A 16,742-nucleotide genomic window follows, 5' to 3' on the forward strand; every position below is an offset into this window, starting at 1 on the left:
TATCTGACGGGTCTCCACTTCTTTTTTATGGAATGGAAAGAATAAATTTTAAGTACTTGCCTCCTGAATTCGCAATAACAACCCAAAATAAGGAGTTTTTATGTCCTTCATTATTCTCTTCTTTTAAAACGTCCCGAGTGCAGGGCCAGAGGCTGGCGAGAGGAAAACGGAGAAAAAGCGAGGCTCTTTGGAACACAACCCAGGCGAAATGGAAAAAGCGGAACACGTTTTTAAGCGGGAGGCTCTGAAATACTCCCTGAGCCAGCCACTTTTGGACGCGGTTCCGCTTTTGGAATGTAGCCGTACAGTTCATGCTCCCAGCAAGTGTTCCAAGAAGCCGGAGCTTTTTCTCCGTTTTCCTCTCCACCCCAGAAGCTAAAGCCCAAACGAGGCTAGCTAGGCTGACTACTCCAAGTCCGCTCCAGCATCTCCTGATCCTCTGCGAACTTGACCTGCGTACGTCGAAATACTTCAGCGAAAAGTCCGGGGATACCATTTTGCAAAGGAATTAACCCTTCGCCAGTCACACCACCCGGCACGCAAACACGCTTTTGCAGAGTAGGGAGGGTAAAAGCTTCTTTTCGAAGCAGTTCGGCCATGCCAATAACCATTTGCGTAGTCAAGTAAGTAGCGGCTTCTTCAGAAATGCCTGTTTCCTGTACGGCATCGTGAATCATTTGCTGGAGGATGTAGCTGAGAAAAGCGGGGCCGCAGCTGGCAATATCAGAGGTTACCCGCAGGAATGGCTCAGTCACCTCGATAGGGGTGCTGATATGCGAAAATAAAGCGCGAATGAACTGACGCTGCTCGTCTTGGATACGTACACCAAATTCGCAGAGGCAAACGCCACCTTGGGCGGCATTGGTTATGCTGGGCACAACACGAGCTACAGCGCTGGGCACCCATGCTTCCATTTGCTCTAGCTTAATGGGGCTGGTGATCGTAATCAACAGGTGCTCGGGTGTCAGCGCAGGGGAAATTTGCTGGAGCATCACGCTATATTCCATTGGCTTGACACATAGCAGCAAGATTTTGGCGGCTTTGGCAAGCTCCAGGTTGTTTTTGGCAACGACAAGCCCGGGATGCCGATGAGCAAGCTGCTCCGCTTTGGCGGGAGTACGGTTGCTGACAATAATGTGTCCGGGGGACAAGGCTTTTGCAGACAGCAATGACTCGATCAAAATGCTGCCCATACTGCCCGTGCCAATAAACCCAATTTTATCCATGGGCATATCTCCCTCCAATATTCTTACCCCATTCTATGAGGGGAAGGAAGGGAACATGACCAACGATTTCGTCACCTATTGAATGCGGACGCGGTCTTTTATACGTTCGAACATTTTATCACCGATGCCTTCGATCTCTTTTAGCTCTTCGACTGATCGGAATCCGCCTTTTTCTGTTCGGTACGATAGGATGGCTTTTGCCCGCGCTTGTCCAATGCCAGGTAGAGTCGTCAGCTCCTCTGTAGTAGCCGTGTTCACGTTAATGCTGGGTTCCTGGCCGCCGCTCTGGCTATTCATAGACCCTGAGCTTACTCCATAAGGTGGCAGGGCGACTGTCTGTTGTCCCGAAATAAGAGCTGCCGAAGAGCCTTTGGCAGGTATGATTACGGCACTGCCATCCGACAGCGGCTGCGCCAAATTGATTTGGTCGAGATCTGCATCAGGTAGGGTGCCGCCTGCTTTTGCTATGGCGTCTGCTACTCTCATTCCTGTTTCAAAGCGGTACATGCCAGGCTGCTTGACCACACCCTTCACGTCTACGTACAGGGGAGTAGGGGGAGGCTCGGTGCTTTTTGGTTCCGAGGTCTCAGCAGGCTTCGGTGACTCATCGCTCTTAGCATCGCTTCCAGCAGACAGATGGGCTTTCGCATAAGCGGGTGCTTCCAATGGCAGCTTGTCAGGTAGATTCTCCTGATCCGTCTGATAAAGCCAGACGCTGCTGCCAAGAAAGAGAATGGCGCCAGCAAGTAATATGTACCTGCGATATCGTTCCCACAAATCAAACAGCATAACAAAAAACCTCCCTTGCCTTGCGCGCGTATCGTAATAGAGACAATAAGTTCGTTCTCTAAGCACGATGCTACGAAAAGTAAGGGAGGGGTTGCAAATCTATTTTTGCTAGTCTTCGAGAGAGATGAAAAGACCTAGCCAATATGCTGCAGGGAATTTTTCTTGCGACGAACGTCTACATTCGGACTGACATACGGATCAAAATTATAGCGCTGCTCGATAAAGATTTGATGCCACAGCATGAAGACCAAAACCGTCCAGATTTTGCGGCTGTAGTCAGCATTTCCTTCGCGGTGTTCATCAAGCATATAGAGCACGTATGCCTTATTGATCAAATGATCGACTTTGGATTCAAAAATGATCTCTTTGGCCCATTTGTAAAACTCGTTTTTCAACCAATGACGTGTCGGAACCGGGAAGCCCAGTTTTTTCCGCGTCTTGATTTCCGGAGGCAGGAAATCTTTCATTGCTTCACGCAGGACGTGCTTGGTGGTGCCATTCGCGATTTTGTACTTCGTTGGAATGGTAGCGGCAAACTCGAAAACCTTGGTGTCGATGAAAGGTACGCGCAGCTCCAGTGAATTAGCCATCGTCATTTTGTCGGCTTTCATCAGGATATTTCCACGAAGCCAGGTGTGAATATCCAGATACTGCATTTTCGTCACATCATCATATTGCGAAGCGCGTTTGTAGATCTCCTCTGTGATGGTAAAAGGGGAGACGTAGGAACTGGAATGTGCGATATCTTCCATTACAACGCGTTTTTTCATCTCTTCACTGAAAATCAGTGCGTTTCCGAAGAAGCGCTCTTCGACTGTTTTTGAACCGCGAATCAGGAAGTTTTTCCCTTTAACCTGATCGGGCAGAAGCTGAGCCACATTGCCGATGGAGCTTCTCATCCAAGCTGGCATCCCGGAGAACATTTTCAACGAGCTAGGTTCCCGATAAATGTTATAGCCTCCGAAGAATTCATCAGCACCTTCGCCAGACAGCACCACGGTTACATGCTCACTTGCCATTTGAGCGACGAAATATAGCAGGATAGCAGAAGGGTCAGCAACCGGTTCATCCTGATGCCAGATCAAACGCGGCAATTCATCCATATACTGCTGGGCATTAATGACACGCTCATAGTGCTCTGAGCCTAAATATTCAGCAGTTCGTTTGGCGTAGTCAAGCTCGCTGTAACCAGGGATATCAGAACCTACGGAAAAGGTTTTGACAGGTTCAAACGTGCGCAGCATGCCAACGATACTACTGGAATCCACACCACTGGACAGGAATGCTCCACGGGGCACTTCACTGATCCGATGCTTGTCGATGGAATCCATCAAAACACTGCGTGTGCCTTCCACGAAGTGCGAAAACGGTTTACTCTCATCCGGCTTAAACTCAACATCCCAATAGCGGTCCAGCTTGATCTCATCGTTTTCGATGATAAAAGAATGCGCTGGTGGGATGCGATAAATTCCGCGATACATGGTCTCAGGGTCAGGTACATATTGGAAGGTCAAATAGTGATAAAAGGCGTTTTCATTGACTTCACGTGTCAAACCCGGGAGTTCCAACAGACTTTTGATTTCACTGGCTACCCCGATAGAATCCCCTGTTTCTACGTAGTAGAGGGGCTTGATTCCAAAGTGATCACGGGCACCGAACAAACGCTTTTTGCGAGAATCGTAGATCGTAAATCCAAACATGCCGCGCAAATGCTTCGGTGCTTCAGTACCTACTTCCTCATAAAGGTGAAGAATGGTTTCAATATCAGAATCGGTATGAAAAACATGACCGATATCTTTTAACCATCGTTGCAGCTCTTTGTAATTGTAGATTTCTCCATTACCTATAATCCAGACGTCTCGTGTTTCATTGAACAGCGGCTGGTGACCGCCTTCCACGTCAATAATGCTTAAACGACGAAAGCCCAGGGCGATGTTGTCTTCGAGATGAAAACCATCGTCATCTGGACCACGGTGCAGGATAACACCTGTCATCGCACTAATCGCTTCTTGCACGACGGGTACTTGCCGTTTGTTGTAGAGTGATACGATTCCACACATATGAAATGACTCTTCCTCTCACTGGATTGCTCCTGCTAACTCTATCACGTATCGCAAGTCAGCGCAATCTCTACTGAATGCCTATCCATGCAACCAAAAACGTTGTCCCACCAAGGAAAATGGTCATTATCTCTCTTCTATTTTTGTCCGTATTCTAACAGATATACTCCCTCTTACTGATGAAAAAAAGCTCGACAAAGAGAGACGGAGGGAAAAAATACGTGACAATACTTAGCGCAAGTATATTGGTGATGGCAGGTTTCTTGCTTTCTGCCTATTTACATCCTGCCTGGCTGTTGGCAACAGCTGGCCTGAGTGCGGCTCTCGTTGGATTTTTCCCCAAACCTGCGCGAAAACAATGCACTGTTTACACGCTTATTCTCATTCTAGCAGGTCTATATTTTGATGGGTACGAGTTTCTCCATCGCTCAGAGCTGAGTCAGCTAGCAGTAGACAAAAAAGCTGTTTGGATACAAGCAACGATAGCTTCGCCAGTGAAGAGAGATGGTGATGTAGCTCGGTTTTTTGCGGATGTAAAGGAGAGCAGAGTTAGTGAGAAGCGGCTGCACCGCCCTGAACGAATTGTGTTGCGCGTAAAGCTTTCGACACTCGAAGAGGCAATGTTGATAGAAAAGTGGAGAAGGGGGAGTGAACTTACTGCCAAAATCCAGTTGTCACTTCCCTCTGCTGCCCGTAATCCTTACGCCTTTGATTATGCACGATATCTCTACTGGCAGGGCGTCCATGTGATCGGCGAAGCTGATTTTTCCACGATTGAGCATGTAGCGCAAAGCTCCATTATTGCCCGATTTCAAGAGTGGCAAGATGACGGGGCAAATCGAATTGATCGGCTTTTTCCTGATCCTGAAATCGCAGGATATATGAAATCGTTACTGCTTGGTCTTGGCCAGGAAGTGACGCCAGAGCTTGCGGAGATGTACTCACTTTTGGGATTAAGCCACATCTTGGCAATATCAGGACTGCACGTGACTCTCGTCAGCAGCATGTTTATGTGGACGCTGGAACGAGTGGGAGTCAGGCGCAAAACGGCGCTCGTGACCACGATCATCATGCTTGTCGCCTATGTGCTTTTAGTTGGAGCCAGTGCTTCCGCTGTTCGCTCCGGACTGATGGGTGGAGTGGGATTGGCGTGCCAAGTCCTAGGAAAAAGGTTGGATGGAAAGGAAGTTTGGGCAGGCGCACTGATTGTCATGCTGCTGTCTAATCCGTATCAGCTATGGCATGTCGGATTCCAACTGTCATTTGCGGTGACGCTCGGTCTCATCATTTACGTTCCATACAGTTTACAGGTTTGGGGCAGGGTACCAGCCTGGCTTCGTACGCTAGTAGCGGTTACTTTCACTGCGCAGGTAGTTTCATTCCCGTTTCTTATCTATCATTTTCATCAGTTTTCCCCCTTATCCTGGCTTGTAAATCTTGTGGTGACCCCGCTCCTTTCCATTATTGTACTTCCACTTGGCTATATTGCGATTGTTTTGGGCATGGCTCATCCGATTTTAGCCGTTTGGCCAGTAAAGCTGTCGAGTATTTTCTTAGAGTGGGTTCATCAACCGTTATTCAATTTGCAAAAATTGGAAATTCCTTATACCAATTGGCCCCATCCAACTTGGTGGTGGCTATTTTTGTACACCATATTTTTGATTGTGATACCCATTTTGTGGAAGGCGGGGCTTCATCGCCGAAAAGACATAATCCTTTACATCGCTGTATTTTTTGCGCTATTAGTAACAGCAAGGCAACCTTTTGCAGGTGGAAATGAAGTGCGAATCACGTTTCTCGATGTTGGTCAGGGAGATTCCATCGTTGTCGAAATTGCTAATCAGAAGGTATACTTAATTGATGCTGGTGGAACGATTTCGTTCTCGGCACGCGAACCATGGCGAGAAAAACGGGACCCATTCGAAGTGGGAGAGGATGTCGTTCTTCCCTTTTTGATGGCCCGAGGGATCGAGAAAATTGACAGAGTCGTCATGACCCATGGGGATATGGATCACATTGGGGGCATTGCGGCCTTGGTACCGCGCTTTTCTATCGGCGAGGTAATTGTAAATGGAAGCTCGCCGCAAGCACACGAAGAGAAGATATTGCAGCTCATTCGTGAAAAACGTGTGCCGATCGTTACAGGCAGTCCCGGTCAGACGTGGTCAGATGCACCGGGAATTGAGTGGAAGTGGCTTCATCCAGGACAAACTGGGGCTTATGCTGGTAACGATGCATCGGTTGTGTTACAGTTGACAGCTTACCAGACAACAGTATTATTTACCGGAGATGTGGAACGTAATGGGGAAATGAGGCTGGTGAAAAACGGGTTGCCAGCTGTGGATGTTTTGAAGGTAGCTCATCATGGCAGCAAGACGTCAAGCACGGAGGCCTTGCTTTTGGCGACTCGTCCAAAAGCCGCAATTATTTCAGCAGGCGCAAACAATCGCTATGGGCATCCGGTACCAGAGGTTTTAGCAAGATTAAAAAATGCGGGTTCTACTGTGTACAGAACTGATCAGCAAGGAGCAATTACGCTGATCATTACGACTTCAGGCATGAGCTGGAAGACGCAATTAACAGATACATAAATTGAGGTTGCAACCTTTTCATTAAGCGAACCGTCTGTAGGGGGGAGAGGAGAATATGCAGGAAGCAGACCTGATCAGGATGGCGCAGTCAGGCGATCACGATGCGCTTGTCGAACTGCTTCGATCCATTGAGACCTCCGTTTACCGCAGCGCTTATTATATTCTAGGGAACGAACAAGATGCGCTTGATGCAGCACAGGAAGTGCTGATTCGTATCTATCGCAAATTGGACACCTATCAGGAAAAGGCGAAATTTTCCACGTGGGTCCAACGAATTGTGAGTAACGTCTGTATGGATAAATTTCGCGCGAAGAAGGAAACGGTCTCAATCGACGAGCATGAATTGATCATTCCTGATCGAAACAACGTAGAGGATGAAATTCTTCTCACTGGATTGTCCAATGACATTCAGGAAGCCATTGGGAGACTGCCTAAACAGTATCGAATGGTTGTAGTACTCCGCTATCTGGAGGATTTATCCTACCAGGAAATCGCGGAAGCTTTGGATTTGCCGCTTAACACGGTAAAGTCGTATTTGTTTCGGGCGAGACAGCAGCTTCAGGAACTACTGTACGACTACCAGAAAGGGGGGATCGGTTGATGACCCATGATGAGGTTTGGGAATGGATGCAGCGGGATCTGGATGGAGATCTGTCTTCGGGAGAAAAGCAAATGCTTTACAGTCTCCTTCAAAAAGATCCTGATCTGCAACTGAAGTACAACCGTTTGAAAAATGTTTCAAAGCAGCTAGAACAGCTACCCCCTGTCGTACCCTCATTCAGTATTGTAGATTCCATACTGCCAAGACTGGAATCAGCGGCAGCAATGCCAGCAGCCAAGTCGATTCAAAATGAGGAAATCTTGCCCACACTGGAAGTAAAGCACAAGTCGTCTTCACCGGTTACGTCGAAAAAGTGGAAGCGGACAAAAGTTTGGCTTGCCAGTATCGGAAGCACAGCAGCAGCAGCCTGCTTAATGATTGGGATGCTGTTTACAGGTAGTGACGGGAAGAATCACGAAATCGCTGATTCAAATCAAGGCGCGATGATTGCCCCTCCTCCGATCGAGGAGAAGACCGCGTTTATTGGGCCGCCTGCTCCAACTCCAAGCACTAATACATCTCAATCCATTACTACGGAGGACGAGAAGAAGCCTGCCAAGCAGCCTGCGAAGAAGCAGAGCTCAAAGCCGCCTGCAAATCAGGCTACGCAAAAACAAGATACAAAACAGAATGTGAAGCCGGCCGACAACAAACCTAAAGCTCCTCCAACGCCCGTGCGCCAAGAGGAAAAACCACCAGCATTTCCTATCGGGCTGAAAGATAACCCGGACCGTGAAGACAAGACATCTGCTAAAGACGACAAGGACAACGACGGGGACAAGAGTAAAAGCAACAAGAACAAAGATAAAAAACAAAAAAAAGATGATGACGACGATGACGATGATGATAACGATTAAACCGCGATCTGCATGACAAACGCGGCTTTTTCGAAGAGACTGGCACCAAGCTGGGGCTTCTTGCGTATTGTACAGTATCAAGCACCCCCTGCTTACCGTTTGGGGAGGAGGAAATCCCGGGGCTTTTCCCTGAACGTTTACATAGAGGTGCCATGTATAGAGAAACCGCTGCTGATGAGGCTAGCGGTTTTTTTCTTTTCAAACGACCTCGGAAACATGTGCTATAATAACGCAGGTAAGGTTAGGGAAAGGGAGAGAGTTACTCATGCCACTACTGTCGGCCATCAGGGAAATTCGCCAAAATCAATACTCGCCGATCTATGTCCTCTACGGTCCAGAGAGCTTTCGTGCGGAAGAGTTTATGGCTCTGGCCAAAAGGGAAATGATAGCTCCCGAGTTCAGTGATCTCAACTTGAGTGTGTATGACTGTACAGAAACGGGACTGGCGGATATTTTGCAGGATGCGGAGACATTGCCGTTTCTAGGGGAGCACCGGTTGATTATTGCCAGACAAGCCTACTTTTTAACAGGTAGCAAGCCGCCAGCAAAGGTAGAGAGTGATCCTGATGCCTTACTTAGCTATTTGCAAAACCCGCCGGACTATTCGACGCTAATTTTACATACAGAGGCAGACAAGCTGGACGAGCGTAAAAAGCTGGTTAAGACCTTGCAGCAAAAAGCAAAGGTAATCCCGTTCCCCTTGTTGAAGGACGTGGATTTGTATGGCTGGGTAGAGCGCCAGGCGGACAAATATAAGGCAGCCATCGCAAGGCAGCAAGCCATGAAGCTGGTTGAGCGTGTGGGTGGTGAGCTGCGTCTTCTGGATAAGGAAATTGAGAAAATGGCTTTATTCGTCGGCGAGGGTGCGACGATTACAGAAGAGGTTATAGAAATGCTTGGTGCGCGTACGCTGGAGCAAGACGTATTCGCCCTGATTGAACAGGTAGCTTCCGGGCGATTGGACCTGGCACTCAGGATGATGTACGACTGCATGAAGACAGGAGAGGAGCCGATCAAGCTCTTGGCGCTTTTGGCGAGACAATTTCGTATGCTGCTCCATGTCAAGCAGTTGGCGCCTCGTGGTTATTCGCAGCAGCAAATGGCTGGGATGATCAAAATGCATCCGTATGCCGTAAAAAAGGCGATGGAGCAAGCCAGACATTTTTCGGAGAGTTCATTGAAAAAACTGCTTGGCATACTGGCAGAGGATGATTTCCGGATGAAGTCCGGGCAGGTGGACAAGCGCCTGGCTCTGGAGCTGTTCATTACTCAGGCGTATGCAGAGCGGCAACAAGCCTGAGGACAAACCATTTTTTCATACAAGAAAGAAAAAACCCCAAGAACATGATGTTCACGGGGTTTTTTGCGGTTGGTCTCTTACGCTACAGGAGCGCTCAGAACGTTAAGCTTTTTCATCAAACGAGACTTTTGACGGTTTGCTGCGTTTTTATGAATGAGACCTTTCGAAGCGGCCTTGTCCAGCTTTTTCACAGCCACCAGAAGAGTAGATTTAGCCAATGCTACATCGGAAGCGGCAACAGCTTTCTCAAAGCTTCTTACGGAAGTGCGCAGATCAGACTTTTGAGAAGCACGTTGAGCGCGACGCTTTTCGATTGTTTTGGTGCGTTTAATCGCGGATTTAATGTTTGGCATGTGTGTCACCTCCTTAGACGACCATAGACATACAGTCATACAACAAAGTAATTCTAGCATGCACAGAACCCATTTGCAAGAAAGGATTCGGAATAAAAATGGGGGATTCAAGCAAGCTAGTAGCAGGAACAAAATGGAGGAGGGAGTCTATACAAGATGGAACACAACATTGATTTGTCGGGATATTCGATTCGTACCGATTTGGCGGTGGAAGCACATGAGCTCGCACAGCAGCAAAACGAAAGCAATATTCCTGGTGTATGGCTGCAAGCAGACGATACGGAAGCAGATATAAGAGTGACACGGCTTCATGTGCAAAATGAAGAAGCAGCAAAACAAATCGGCAAAATGCCAGGGAACTACCTGACAATTGAGGTACCCAAGCTGCGTGACAATGATACAGCCATTGAGGAAAAGGTGGCGCAACGCTTCTCGGTTGAATTCGCGAACTTCTTGCAGCAGCTGGGGATCACTGAGGACAAAAAGGCTTTGGTGGTAGGACTGGGCAACTGGAATGTAACACCTGATGCTCTGGGACCGATGGTTGTAGAAAATTTGCTGGTCACCAGGCACCTCTACATGCTCGCACCAGAGACGGTGGAAGAAGGCTATCGCGATGTCAGTGCGCTATCTCCGGGGGTACTCGGGATTACAGGCATAGAAACGAGTGAAATCGTCTTCGGCGTCGTGGAAAAAAGCAAGCCCGATTTCGTGATCTGTATTGATGCGCTTGCCTCGCGTGCCTTGCACCGCGTAAATACAACGATTCAAATATCGGATACGGGAATCCACCCTGGATCAGGAGTGGGCAACAAACGCAAAGCTATAGACCAGTCGACCCTTGGCATACCGGTGATTGCGATCGGTGTCCCAACCGTCGTTTTTGCCTCAACGATTGTAAATGACGCCATCACCTACTTGCTTGGTCATTTTGGTCAATCGATGGTGGAAAGTAAACGAGCTTACAACAAGCTGTCACTCAGTTCATTGCCTGAACGCAAGGAGCCATACACCGAAGACGATCTGCCGGATATGGAGTCACGAAAGACATTCATGGGTTTAGTAGGCTCGTTGCCAGAAGAAGAGAAGCGGCAACTGATTCACGAGGTGCTAAGGCCGCTTGGACAAGATCTGGTGGTTACGCCAAAAGAAGTAGATGACTTCATGGAAGGGGTCGCCAATGTGATTGCAACAGGCTTAAACCGCTCCTTGCACAGAGCTGTAGACGAAGGAAACAGTGCATCGTATACACACTAACTAGGGAAAATCAATCCGCTAGAGTTGGAAGAGAAAAGCTAGAAAAGGGTTCTATCGTCTCTATGACGCTCATAGGCTAAAGCATAGACAAGCGTGAACGGCTAATAGCCACTGCGCAAGGTCAATGGCTCAGCTAGAGGAGTGAGACAGATGGCGACCCTAATTCAACGCCAATTCGTAGTACTTTCATTTATAACAGCGATTCTATTTGTATTAACCGGGGTACTTTCACTTGGGGGCAGTCGCTTTATTATCGCCTCCTCTACCATTCAACAGGCAGCTTCGCATGTTTCCAGCCTGGCTATACTCAACTGGATGGGAAGAGAGATACCCGTATTGACCGATACCGTACAGGTCAATTCCGATCGACGGACAAATAGCGTGTCAGGCTTTCTATTTCAACTAGCAACAAGCATTCAGCCTGGTGATTTGCGCAGTCTTTTAGGAAGAGAGCTGCCAGGGATGATGACAACGGAGGATGCCAGATATGTCGTAGCGGGGAAAGGTGCCACGCTTGCTGATTTTTACGTGGAGTACCCTCCGCATCCGAAGCAGGTCATCGATGCTTCCCAGTCTATTCCGATCTCGCAGCCGACAGATCAAGACACCCCTGATCAGATGGAAGAAAAGCCCGCACCAATCGCGAAGCCAAGCACTGGTGACAAGAAGATCGTGTTTGTGTATAACTCACACAACAGGGAGTCCTGGTACAGCGAGACAAAGCCTGTCGGAAGCTCTGTTGACCACCCGACAAAAAACATTTCGCTGGTTAGCAAGCGTTTGGCAGAAGCATTGAATGAGAATGGAATCGGGGCTGACGTGAGTACAGAAGACATTTATCAGCAGCTCTTGAACAATAATCAGAACTTCGCACTTTCTTACGCCCAATCTCTCAAGGTGCTAAAAGCAGCAACGGAAAAGAACAGGGAGCTGCACTATTTCTTTGATCTCCATCGCGACACAGCACCAAGAGATCGGACCACTGCTACAATCAAGGGAAAAAGCTACGCCAGAGTGATGTTTGTCATCGGTAAAATGAACAAGAATCATGAGAAAAATGAAGCGTTTGCGACCGAGCTGCACAAGCTGATGGAGAAAATGTACCCGGATCTCTCGCGTGGCGTGATGGAAAAAGGAGCAAAAACTGGTCATGCCGAGTATAACCAGTCCATCTCTCCGGGAAGCCTGTTAATGGAAATAGGTGGAACGGAAAACACGCTGCAGGAAAGCCTGAACACGGCAGAAGCTTTGGCAGATGTCTTCGCCGCGTATTATCTGCAAGCGGAAAAAGTGGAAAAACCGGTAGCGGAAGAGCCGGCGAAGAGGTGACGGGTATGAGTGTGACAGTAAGGCTGACAGGACTTCTGGTGGTACTACTTATCGGTGTAGTTATTGGCTTGCAAACAGCTGAGCGTGGTATATCCAAAGTAAGCGGGATACCAGAAGAGGCGGCGCAGACCTTTTATATTAAAAAAGTAGAGCAGGGACAAATGGAGATTGCGGTCATGGGCAAGCAGGTACAAACGGCTGATCCTAACAAAATGGTCAACTACGTCAGTCGGATGGGCTTGACTCTTGGCGGCAGTATCAAGGATGGCGCGAAAACGTTTGTCGATTGGATAGGCGAATTTTTTGAACCGTAGAGATTGTTTACGCGCAAAAAGATGGGATGTAAAAAGTCTCAGAGACAAAAGGCCCGTTCCGACGGGTTTTTTGCGTGTGAGCCAGTCCTTATCTAAAAACTGGAAAATATTGAGCGGCGTAGGCATGGCTTGACCCCATTACACTATGAAAGGTATTTTTCCTATGCAAAGCGTTAATGGAAACAAGCGAGAATATTGTTGGCAAAAATATAATTTTTTGAATTTATTGTGTTGCCAAAAAATTGAATAAATGTAATAATGTCTACTGATAGATCTTTTTTTACTTCATATTTCGGTGTGAGAGGTGAGCCACGTGTCACATCCTGTCCTTCAAATTGAAAACCTGCAGACGCATTTTTTTACGGACCGCGGCCAAATCCCAGCCGTTGACGGTGTTTCGATCACGGTAAACAAAGGGGAAGTAGTTGGTATTGTAGGGGAGTCCGGCTGTGGAAAAAGTGTTACCTCCCTCTCTGTAATGAAATTGGTGCCAAACCCTCCTGGGAAAATTGTCGGAGGGGCAATCAAGTTCAAAGGGGAAGATCTCGTTTCTGTAGATGAAAAGCGGATGCGAGCCATACGCGGTAACGAAATCGCGATGATTTTTCAGGAGCCGATGACCTCGCTCAATCCCGTTTTTACGATTGGCGATCAAATCGGTGAATCCGTCCGATTACATACGAAGGCTGGCAAAAAGGAAGCGAAGCAGCGAGCCGTTGAAATGCTGAGAAAGGTTGGGATTCCAAGAGCAGAGGCAATCGTGGATGAATATCCTCATCAGCTCTCTGGAGGGATGCGTCAGCGTGTCATGATCGCCATGGCGATGGCCTGTAATCCTGAGCTGTTGATTGCGGACGAGCCTACAACTGCACTGGATGTGACGATTCAGGCGCAAATTCTTGACTTGATGCGTCAGCTCAATCGGGAAGCGGATACCGCCATTTTATTGATTACGCATGATCTTGGTGTCGTTGCGGAGATGTGCCACCGTGTTGTGGTTATGTATGCAGGTAATGTGATTGAGGAAGGTGACGTTCGGAGTATTTTGAAAAGTCCGAAACATCCGTACACAATCGGTCTGCTTCACTCGCTTCCAAGATTGGAAGAATCACAGCAACGCCTGTATTCCATTCCGGGAAATGTACCTATTCCGGGCTCGCTTACCGTTGGTTGCCGATTTGCGCCCAGGTGTGAACAGGTAACAGACAAATGCCGCCAAGAGATGCCTGAGCTGAAGGTCGTCGGGGAAAATCATCGATCCCGATGCTGGCTGGGCGAATAACCCGAGAGGAGCATGCTGGTGACTGAAGAACTTCTTGTTGTCAAAAACTTAAAAAAGTACTATCCCATCACAGGCGGTGTTCTTGGGGGGGAAGTAGGTCTGGTAAAGGCGGTTGACGATGTGTCGTTTACCGTGCGGCGGGGAGAAACATTGGGGCTGGTTGGCGAAAGCGGATGCGGAAAGTCAACGACAGGACGATCCTTGCTGCGATTGATCGAGCCGACAGAAGGGGAGATTACCTTTGACGGTGTCAACGTCATGTCTCTCTCGGCGGATGATATGCGCAAAATGCGTCGAGACATGCAGATCGTTTTCCAAGATCCGTTCGCCTCTCTTAATCCTCGTCATAATGTTGAGAAGATTCTGGAAGAACCACTCATCGTACATAATATCGGAACAGCAGCGGAGCGCAAAAAAAGGGTGCAGGAAATGCTAGAGGTCGTTGGGCTGAGCAGCTATCACGCCAGACGCTATCCTCACCAATTCAGCGGAGGCCAGCGGCAGCGTATCGGAATTGCACGTGCCCTCATGTTAAATCCAAAGCTGATAGTGGCTGACGAACCAGTCTCAGCACTCGATGTCTCCATCCAGTCACAGGTGCTGAACCTGATGCAGGATCTGCAGCGCGATTTGGGTCTTACCTACTTGTTCATCGCTCATGATTTGAGTGTAGTGCGTCACATTAGCGATCGTGTCGGTGTGATGTATTTAGGGCGAATCGTCGAGCTTAGCTCAAGCAGCCAGCTCTACAGCAATCCGCTCCACCCTTACACACAGGCATTGCTGTCAGCCGTGCCCACTCCAGACCCGGACGCTGCGAGAGAGAGGGTAATCCTCCAAGGCGATGTTCCGAGCCCGGCCAATCCTCCAAGTGGATGTACCTTTCATACGCGTTGTCCACATGTGACTGACGAATGCCGCAATGTTCGGCCTGTTTTCCAAGACGTGGGAGACGGACATTTTGTTGCCTGTCATTTATACAAGGCATAGCTTGCGATCATCGTCATTTGTGTAGAAGCGCTTTAAAGGGGGGATGCGCGGGAGATTCTACTCTATCTACCATATGGTACTAGCTGTCATTTTAGAAGAGGGGGTTATTTCATGAAGAAGAGAGTACTCTCCGGAGCTATGACCAGTCTGTTGGCATTGTCCATGCTTCTTGCTGGTTGCAGTGGAGCTCAAACGTCAACAAAGGCGCCGGAACAACCAAAGACAGAAGCTCCGGCAACTACGCCAGCTGCAGAACCGGCAAAAGCTGGTCCTAAGCAGCTGATCATTGGCCGCGGCGGCGATACAGTTGGACTGGACCCAATTGCACAGACGGATGGTGAATCCTTCAAGGTAACGGAAAACGTATTTGATACGCTGGTTGGCTACGCTGAGGAAACGACTGAGGTCGTACCATCCCTTGCAGAGAAATGGGAAATCGCTCCGGATGGTTTGACGTATACTTTCCATTTGCGTAGCGGAGTAAAATTCCACGATGGAACTGATTTCAATGCGGAAGCAGTAAAATGGAACTTTGAGCGTTGGAGCGACAAGAGCCATCCACAACATAACAAGGAAGGCTTTGAGTACTACAACGATATGTTTGGCGGATACAAGGGAGACGAGACTCATGTAATCAAATCCGTTGAAGCTGTGGACGCACAAACCGTGAAATTTACGTTGAACCGTCCATTGGCACCATTTATTCAAAACCTGGGCATGTCCTGCTTCGCGATTGCTTCTCCAAAAGCAGTGCAAGAAGCGGGTCCCGAGAAATTCAATGAAAAGCCTGTCGGTACTGGCCCATTCAAGTTCGTAGAGTGGAAGCGTAACGACACCATTACATTGGAAAAAAACCCCGATTACTGGAATGCTGGCTTCCCGAAACTGGATAAGCTCGTGTTCAAAGTGATTCCTGAGAACACAGCTCGTTTGACAGCGCTTACTTCCGGTGAGATCGACATGATGGACGGTCTGAACCCGGATGATGCTCAAACGGTAAAAGACAACAGTGATCTCCAGCTGATCCTGCGTCCTTCCATGAACCTCGGCTTTGTTGGCTTCAACATTGAGAAAAAGCCACTCGACAATCCAAAGGTACGTGAGGCGCTTGCCTACGCAATTAACAAACCGGCAATCATCGAAGCATTCTTCGCAGGTCTGGGTCAACCAGCAGTGAACCCAATGCCGCCTTCTATTTGGGGTCACAACAACGAAATCAAGGATCGTGAATTCAGCATCGACAAGGCTAAGCAATTGCTGAGTGATGCAGGCTTCCCGAACGGCTTCAAAATCAAGTTCTGGGCTATGCCTGTAGCTCGCCCATACATGCCAGACGGTGTGAAAATTGCCGAAGCGATCCAGCAAGACTTGAAAAAAATTGGCGTAGAAGCCGAAATTGTAACGATGGAATGGGCTACCTACCTGGAAAAAACCAAAAAAGGTGAGCAAGAAATGTTCATGCTTGGCTGGACTGGTGACAACGGAGACCCAGACAACTTCCTCGCAACCTTGCTCGACAAAAACAATATCGGTGGTAACAACCGTACACGTTGGGCAAACGAAGATGCACACAAGCTGCTGATGGCTGCACAATCTGCAACCACAAAAGAAGAGCGCGAAAAACTGTACTATCAAGTTCAGGAAATCATCTTCAAGGATGTGCCAATGGTACCGCTGGCTCACTCCACACCAGCGCTGGCTGCCAGAGCAAACATCATCGACTACAAGCCGCATCCTAAAGGATCGGAGAGCTTGGAAAAGGTTGATCTGAAGTAAAAGCTGTGAAGCAGGGC

At 48.4% G+C, this 16,742-nt stretch carries 14 protein-coding genes; 10 read left to right on the forward strand and 4 right to left on the reverse strand.

Annotated features, from left to right (window positions below):
- Positions 1-392: 392 nt before the first annotated feature.
- The 3 genes from comER to asnB all read right to left on the reverse strand — a co-directional run bounded on the left by comER (position 393) and on the right by asnB (position 4,075).
- Positions 393-1,226, reverse strand: coding sequence for a late competence protein ComER (gene comER / locus SB752_RS23550; protein ID WP_410717966.1), 834 nt, complete (start codon positions 1,224-1,226; stop codon positions 393-395).
- 75 nt (positions 1,227-1,301) lie between these two features.
- Positions 1,302-2,015, reverse strand: a complete 714-nt coding sequence (locus SB752_RS23555) for a helix-hairpin-helix domain-containing protein (RefSeq protein ID WP_410717967.1) — start codon at positions 2,013-2,015, stop codon at positions 1,302-1,304.
- A 134-nt stretch (positions 2,016-2,149) separates the two neighbouring features.
- On the reverse strand, positions 2,150-4,075 hold the full coding sequence (gene asnB / locus SB752_RS23560) for an asparagine synthase (glutamine-hydrolyzing) (protein ID WP_410717968.1): 1,926 nt from the start codon (positions 4,073-4,075) through the stop codon (positions 2,150-2,152).
- Positions 4,076-4,296: 221 nt separating this feature from the next.
- Here asnB and SB752_RS23565 point away from each other — a divergent pair, with 221 nt between their 5' ends.
- The 4 genes from SB752_RS23565 (at position 4,297) to holA (ending at position 9,424) form a co-directional block, all read left to right on the forward strand.
- Positions 4,297-6,666: a DNA internalization-related competence protein ComEC/Rec2 gene (locus SB752_RS23565; protein ID WP_410717969.1), complete on the forward strand. Its 2,370-nt coding sequence runs from the start codon at positions 4,297-4,299 to the stop codon at positions 6,664-6,666.
- Between the two features lie 55 nt (positions 6,667-6,721).
- On the forward strand, positions 6,722-7,267 hold the full coding sequence (locus tag SB752_RS23570; protein WP_212964935.1) for an RNA polymerase sigma factor: 546 nt from the start codon (positions 6,722-6,724) through the stop codon (positions 7,265-7,267).
- Entirely contained in the window at positions 7,267-8,124 is an 858-nt protein-coding gene (locus SB752_RS23575) for an anti-sigma factor (protein ID WP_410717970.1), read from the forward strand. The genes SB752_RS23570 and SB752_RS23575 overlap by 1 nt, the downstream gene beginning before the upstream one ends.
- A gap of 265 nt (positions 8,125-8,389) precedes the next feature.
- Positions 8,390-9,424, forward strand: a complete 1,035-nt coding sequence (holA, locus tag SB752_RS23580) for a DNA polymerase III subunit delta (protein ID WP_410717971.1) — start codon at positions 8,390-8,392, stop codon at positions 9,422-9,424.
- 77 nt (positions 9,425-9,501) lie between these two features.
- Here the strand turns inward: holA and rpsT are convergent, their stop codons facing one another.
- Positions 9,502-9,777, reverse strand: a complete 276-nt coding sequence (rpsT, locus tag SB752_RS23585) for a 30S ribosomal protein S20 (protein ID WP_049738049.1) — start codon at positions 9,775-9,777, stop codon at positions 9,502-9,504.
- Between the two features lie 156 nt (positions 9,778-9,933).
- Between rpsT and gpr the strand changes: the two genes are divergently transcribed.
- The 6 genes from gpr to SB752_RS23615 all read left to right on the forward strand — a co-directional run bounded on the left by gpr (position 9,934) and on the right by SB752_RS23615 (position 16,725).
- Complete coding sequence (gpr, locus tag SB752_RS23590; protein ID WP_410717972.1) at positions 9,934-11,034, forward strand: GPR endopeptidase; 1,101 nt, start codon at positions 9,934-9,936, stop codon at positions 11,032-11,034.
- 150 nt (positions 11,035-11,184) lie between these two features.
- A complete protein-coding gene (spoIIP, locus tag SB752_RS23595; RefSeq protein WP_410717973.1) occupies positions 11,185-12,363 on the forward strand; it encodes a stage II sporulation protein P in 1,179 nt (392 codons plus the stop codon).
- 5 nt (positions 12,364-12,368) lie between these two features.
- Positions 12,369-12,677 (forward strand): DUF3679 domain-containing protein, encoded by a 309-nt coding sequence (locus SB752_RS23600; protein WP_410717974.1) that lies wholly within the window; start codon positions 12,369-12,371, stop codon positions 12,675-12,677.
- Positions 12,678-12,990: 313 nt separating this feature from the next.
- Positions 12,991-13,959 carry an ABC transporter ATP-binding protein gene (locus tag SB752_RS23605; protein ID WP_410717975.1) on the forward strand — a complete coding sequence of 323 codons (969 nt, stop codon included), beginning with the start codon at positions 12,991-12,993 and terminating at the stop codon, positions 13,957-13,959.
- A gap of 18 nt (positions 13,960-13,977) precedes the next feature.
- Positions 13,978-14,949, forward strand: a complete 972-nt coding sequence (locus tag SB752_RS23610; RefSeq protein WP_410717976.1) for an ABC transporter ATP-binding protein — start codon at positions 13,978-13,980, stop codon at positions 14,947-14,949.
- A gap of 111 nt (positions 14,950-15,060) precedes the next feature.
- A complete protein-coding gene (locus SB752_RS23615) occupies positions 15,061-16,725 on the forward strand; it encodes an ABC transporter substrate-binding protein (RefSeq protein ID WP_410717977.1) in 1,665 nt (554 codons plus the stop codon).
- Positions 16,726-16,742 lie beyond the last annotated feature (17 nt).

This window comes from Brevibacillus sp. SIMBA_040 (assembly GCF_046535075.1).
Classification (GTDB): domain Bacteria; phylum Bacillota; class Bacilli; order Brevibacillales; family Brevibacillaceae; genus Brevibacillus.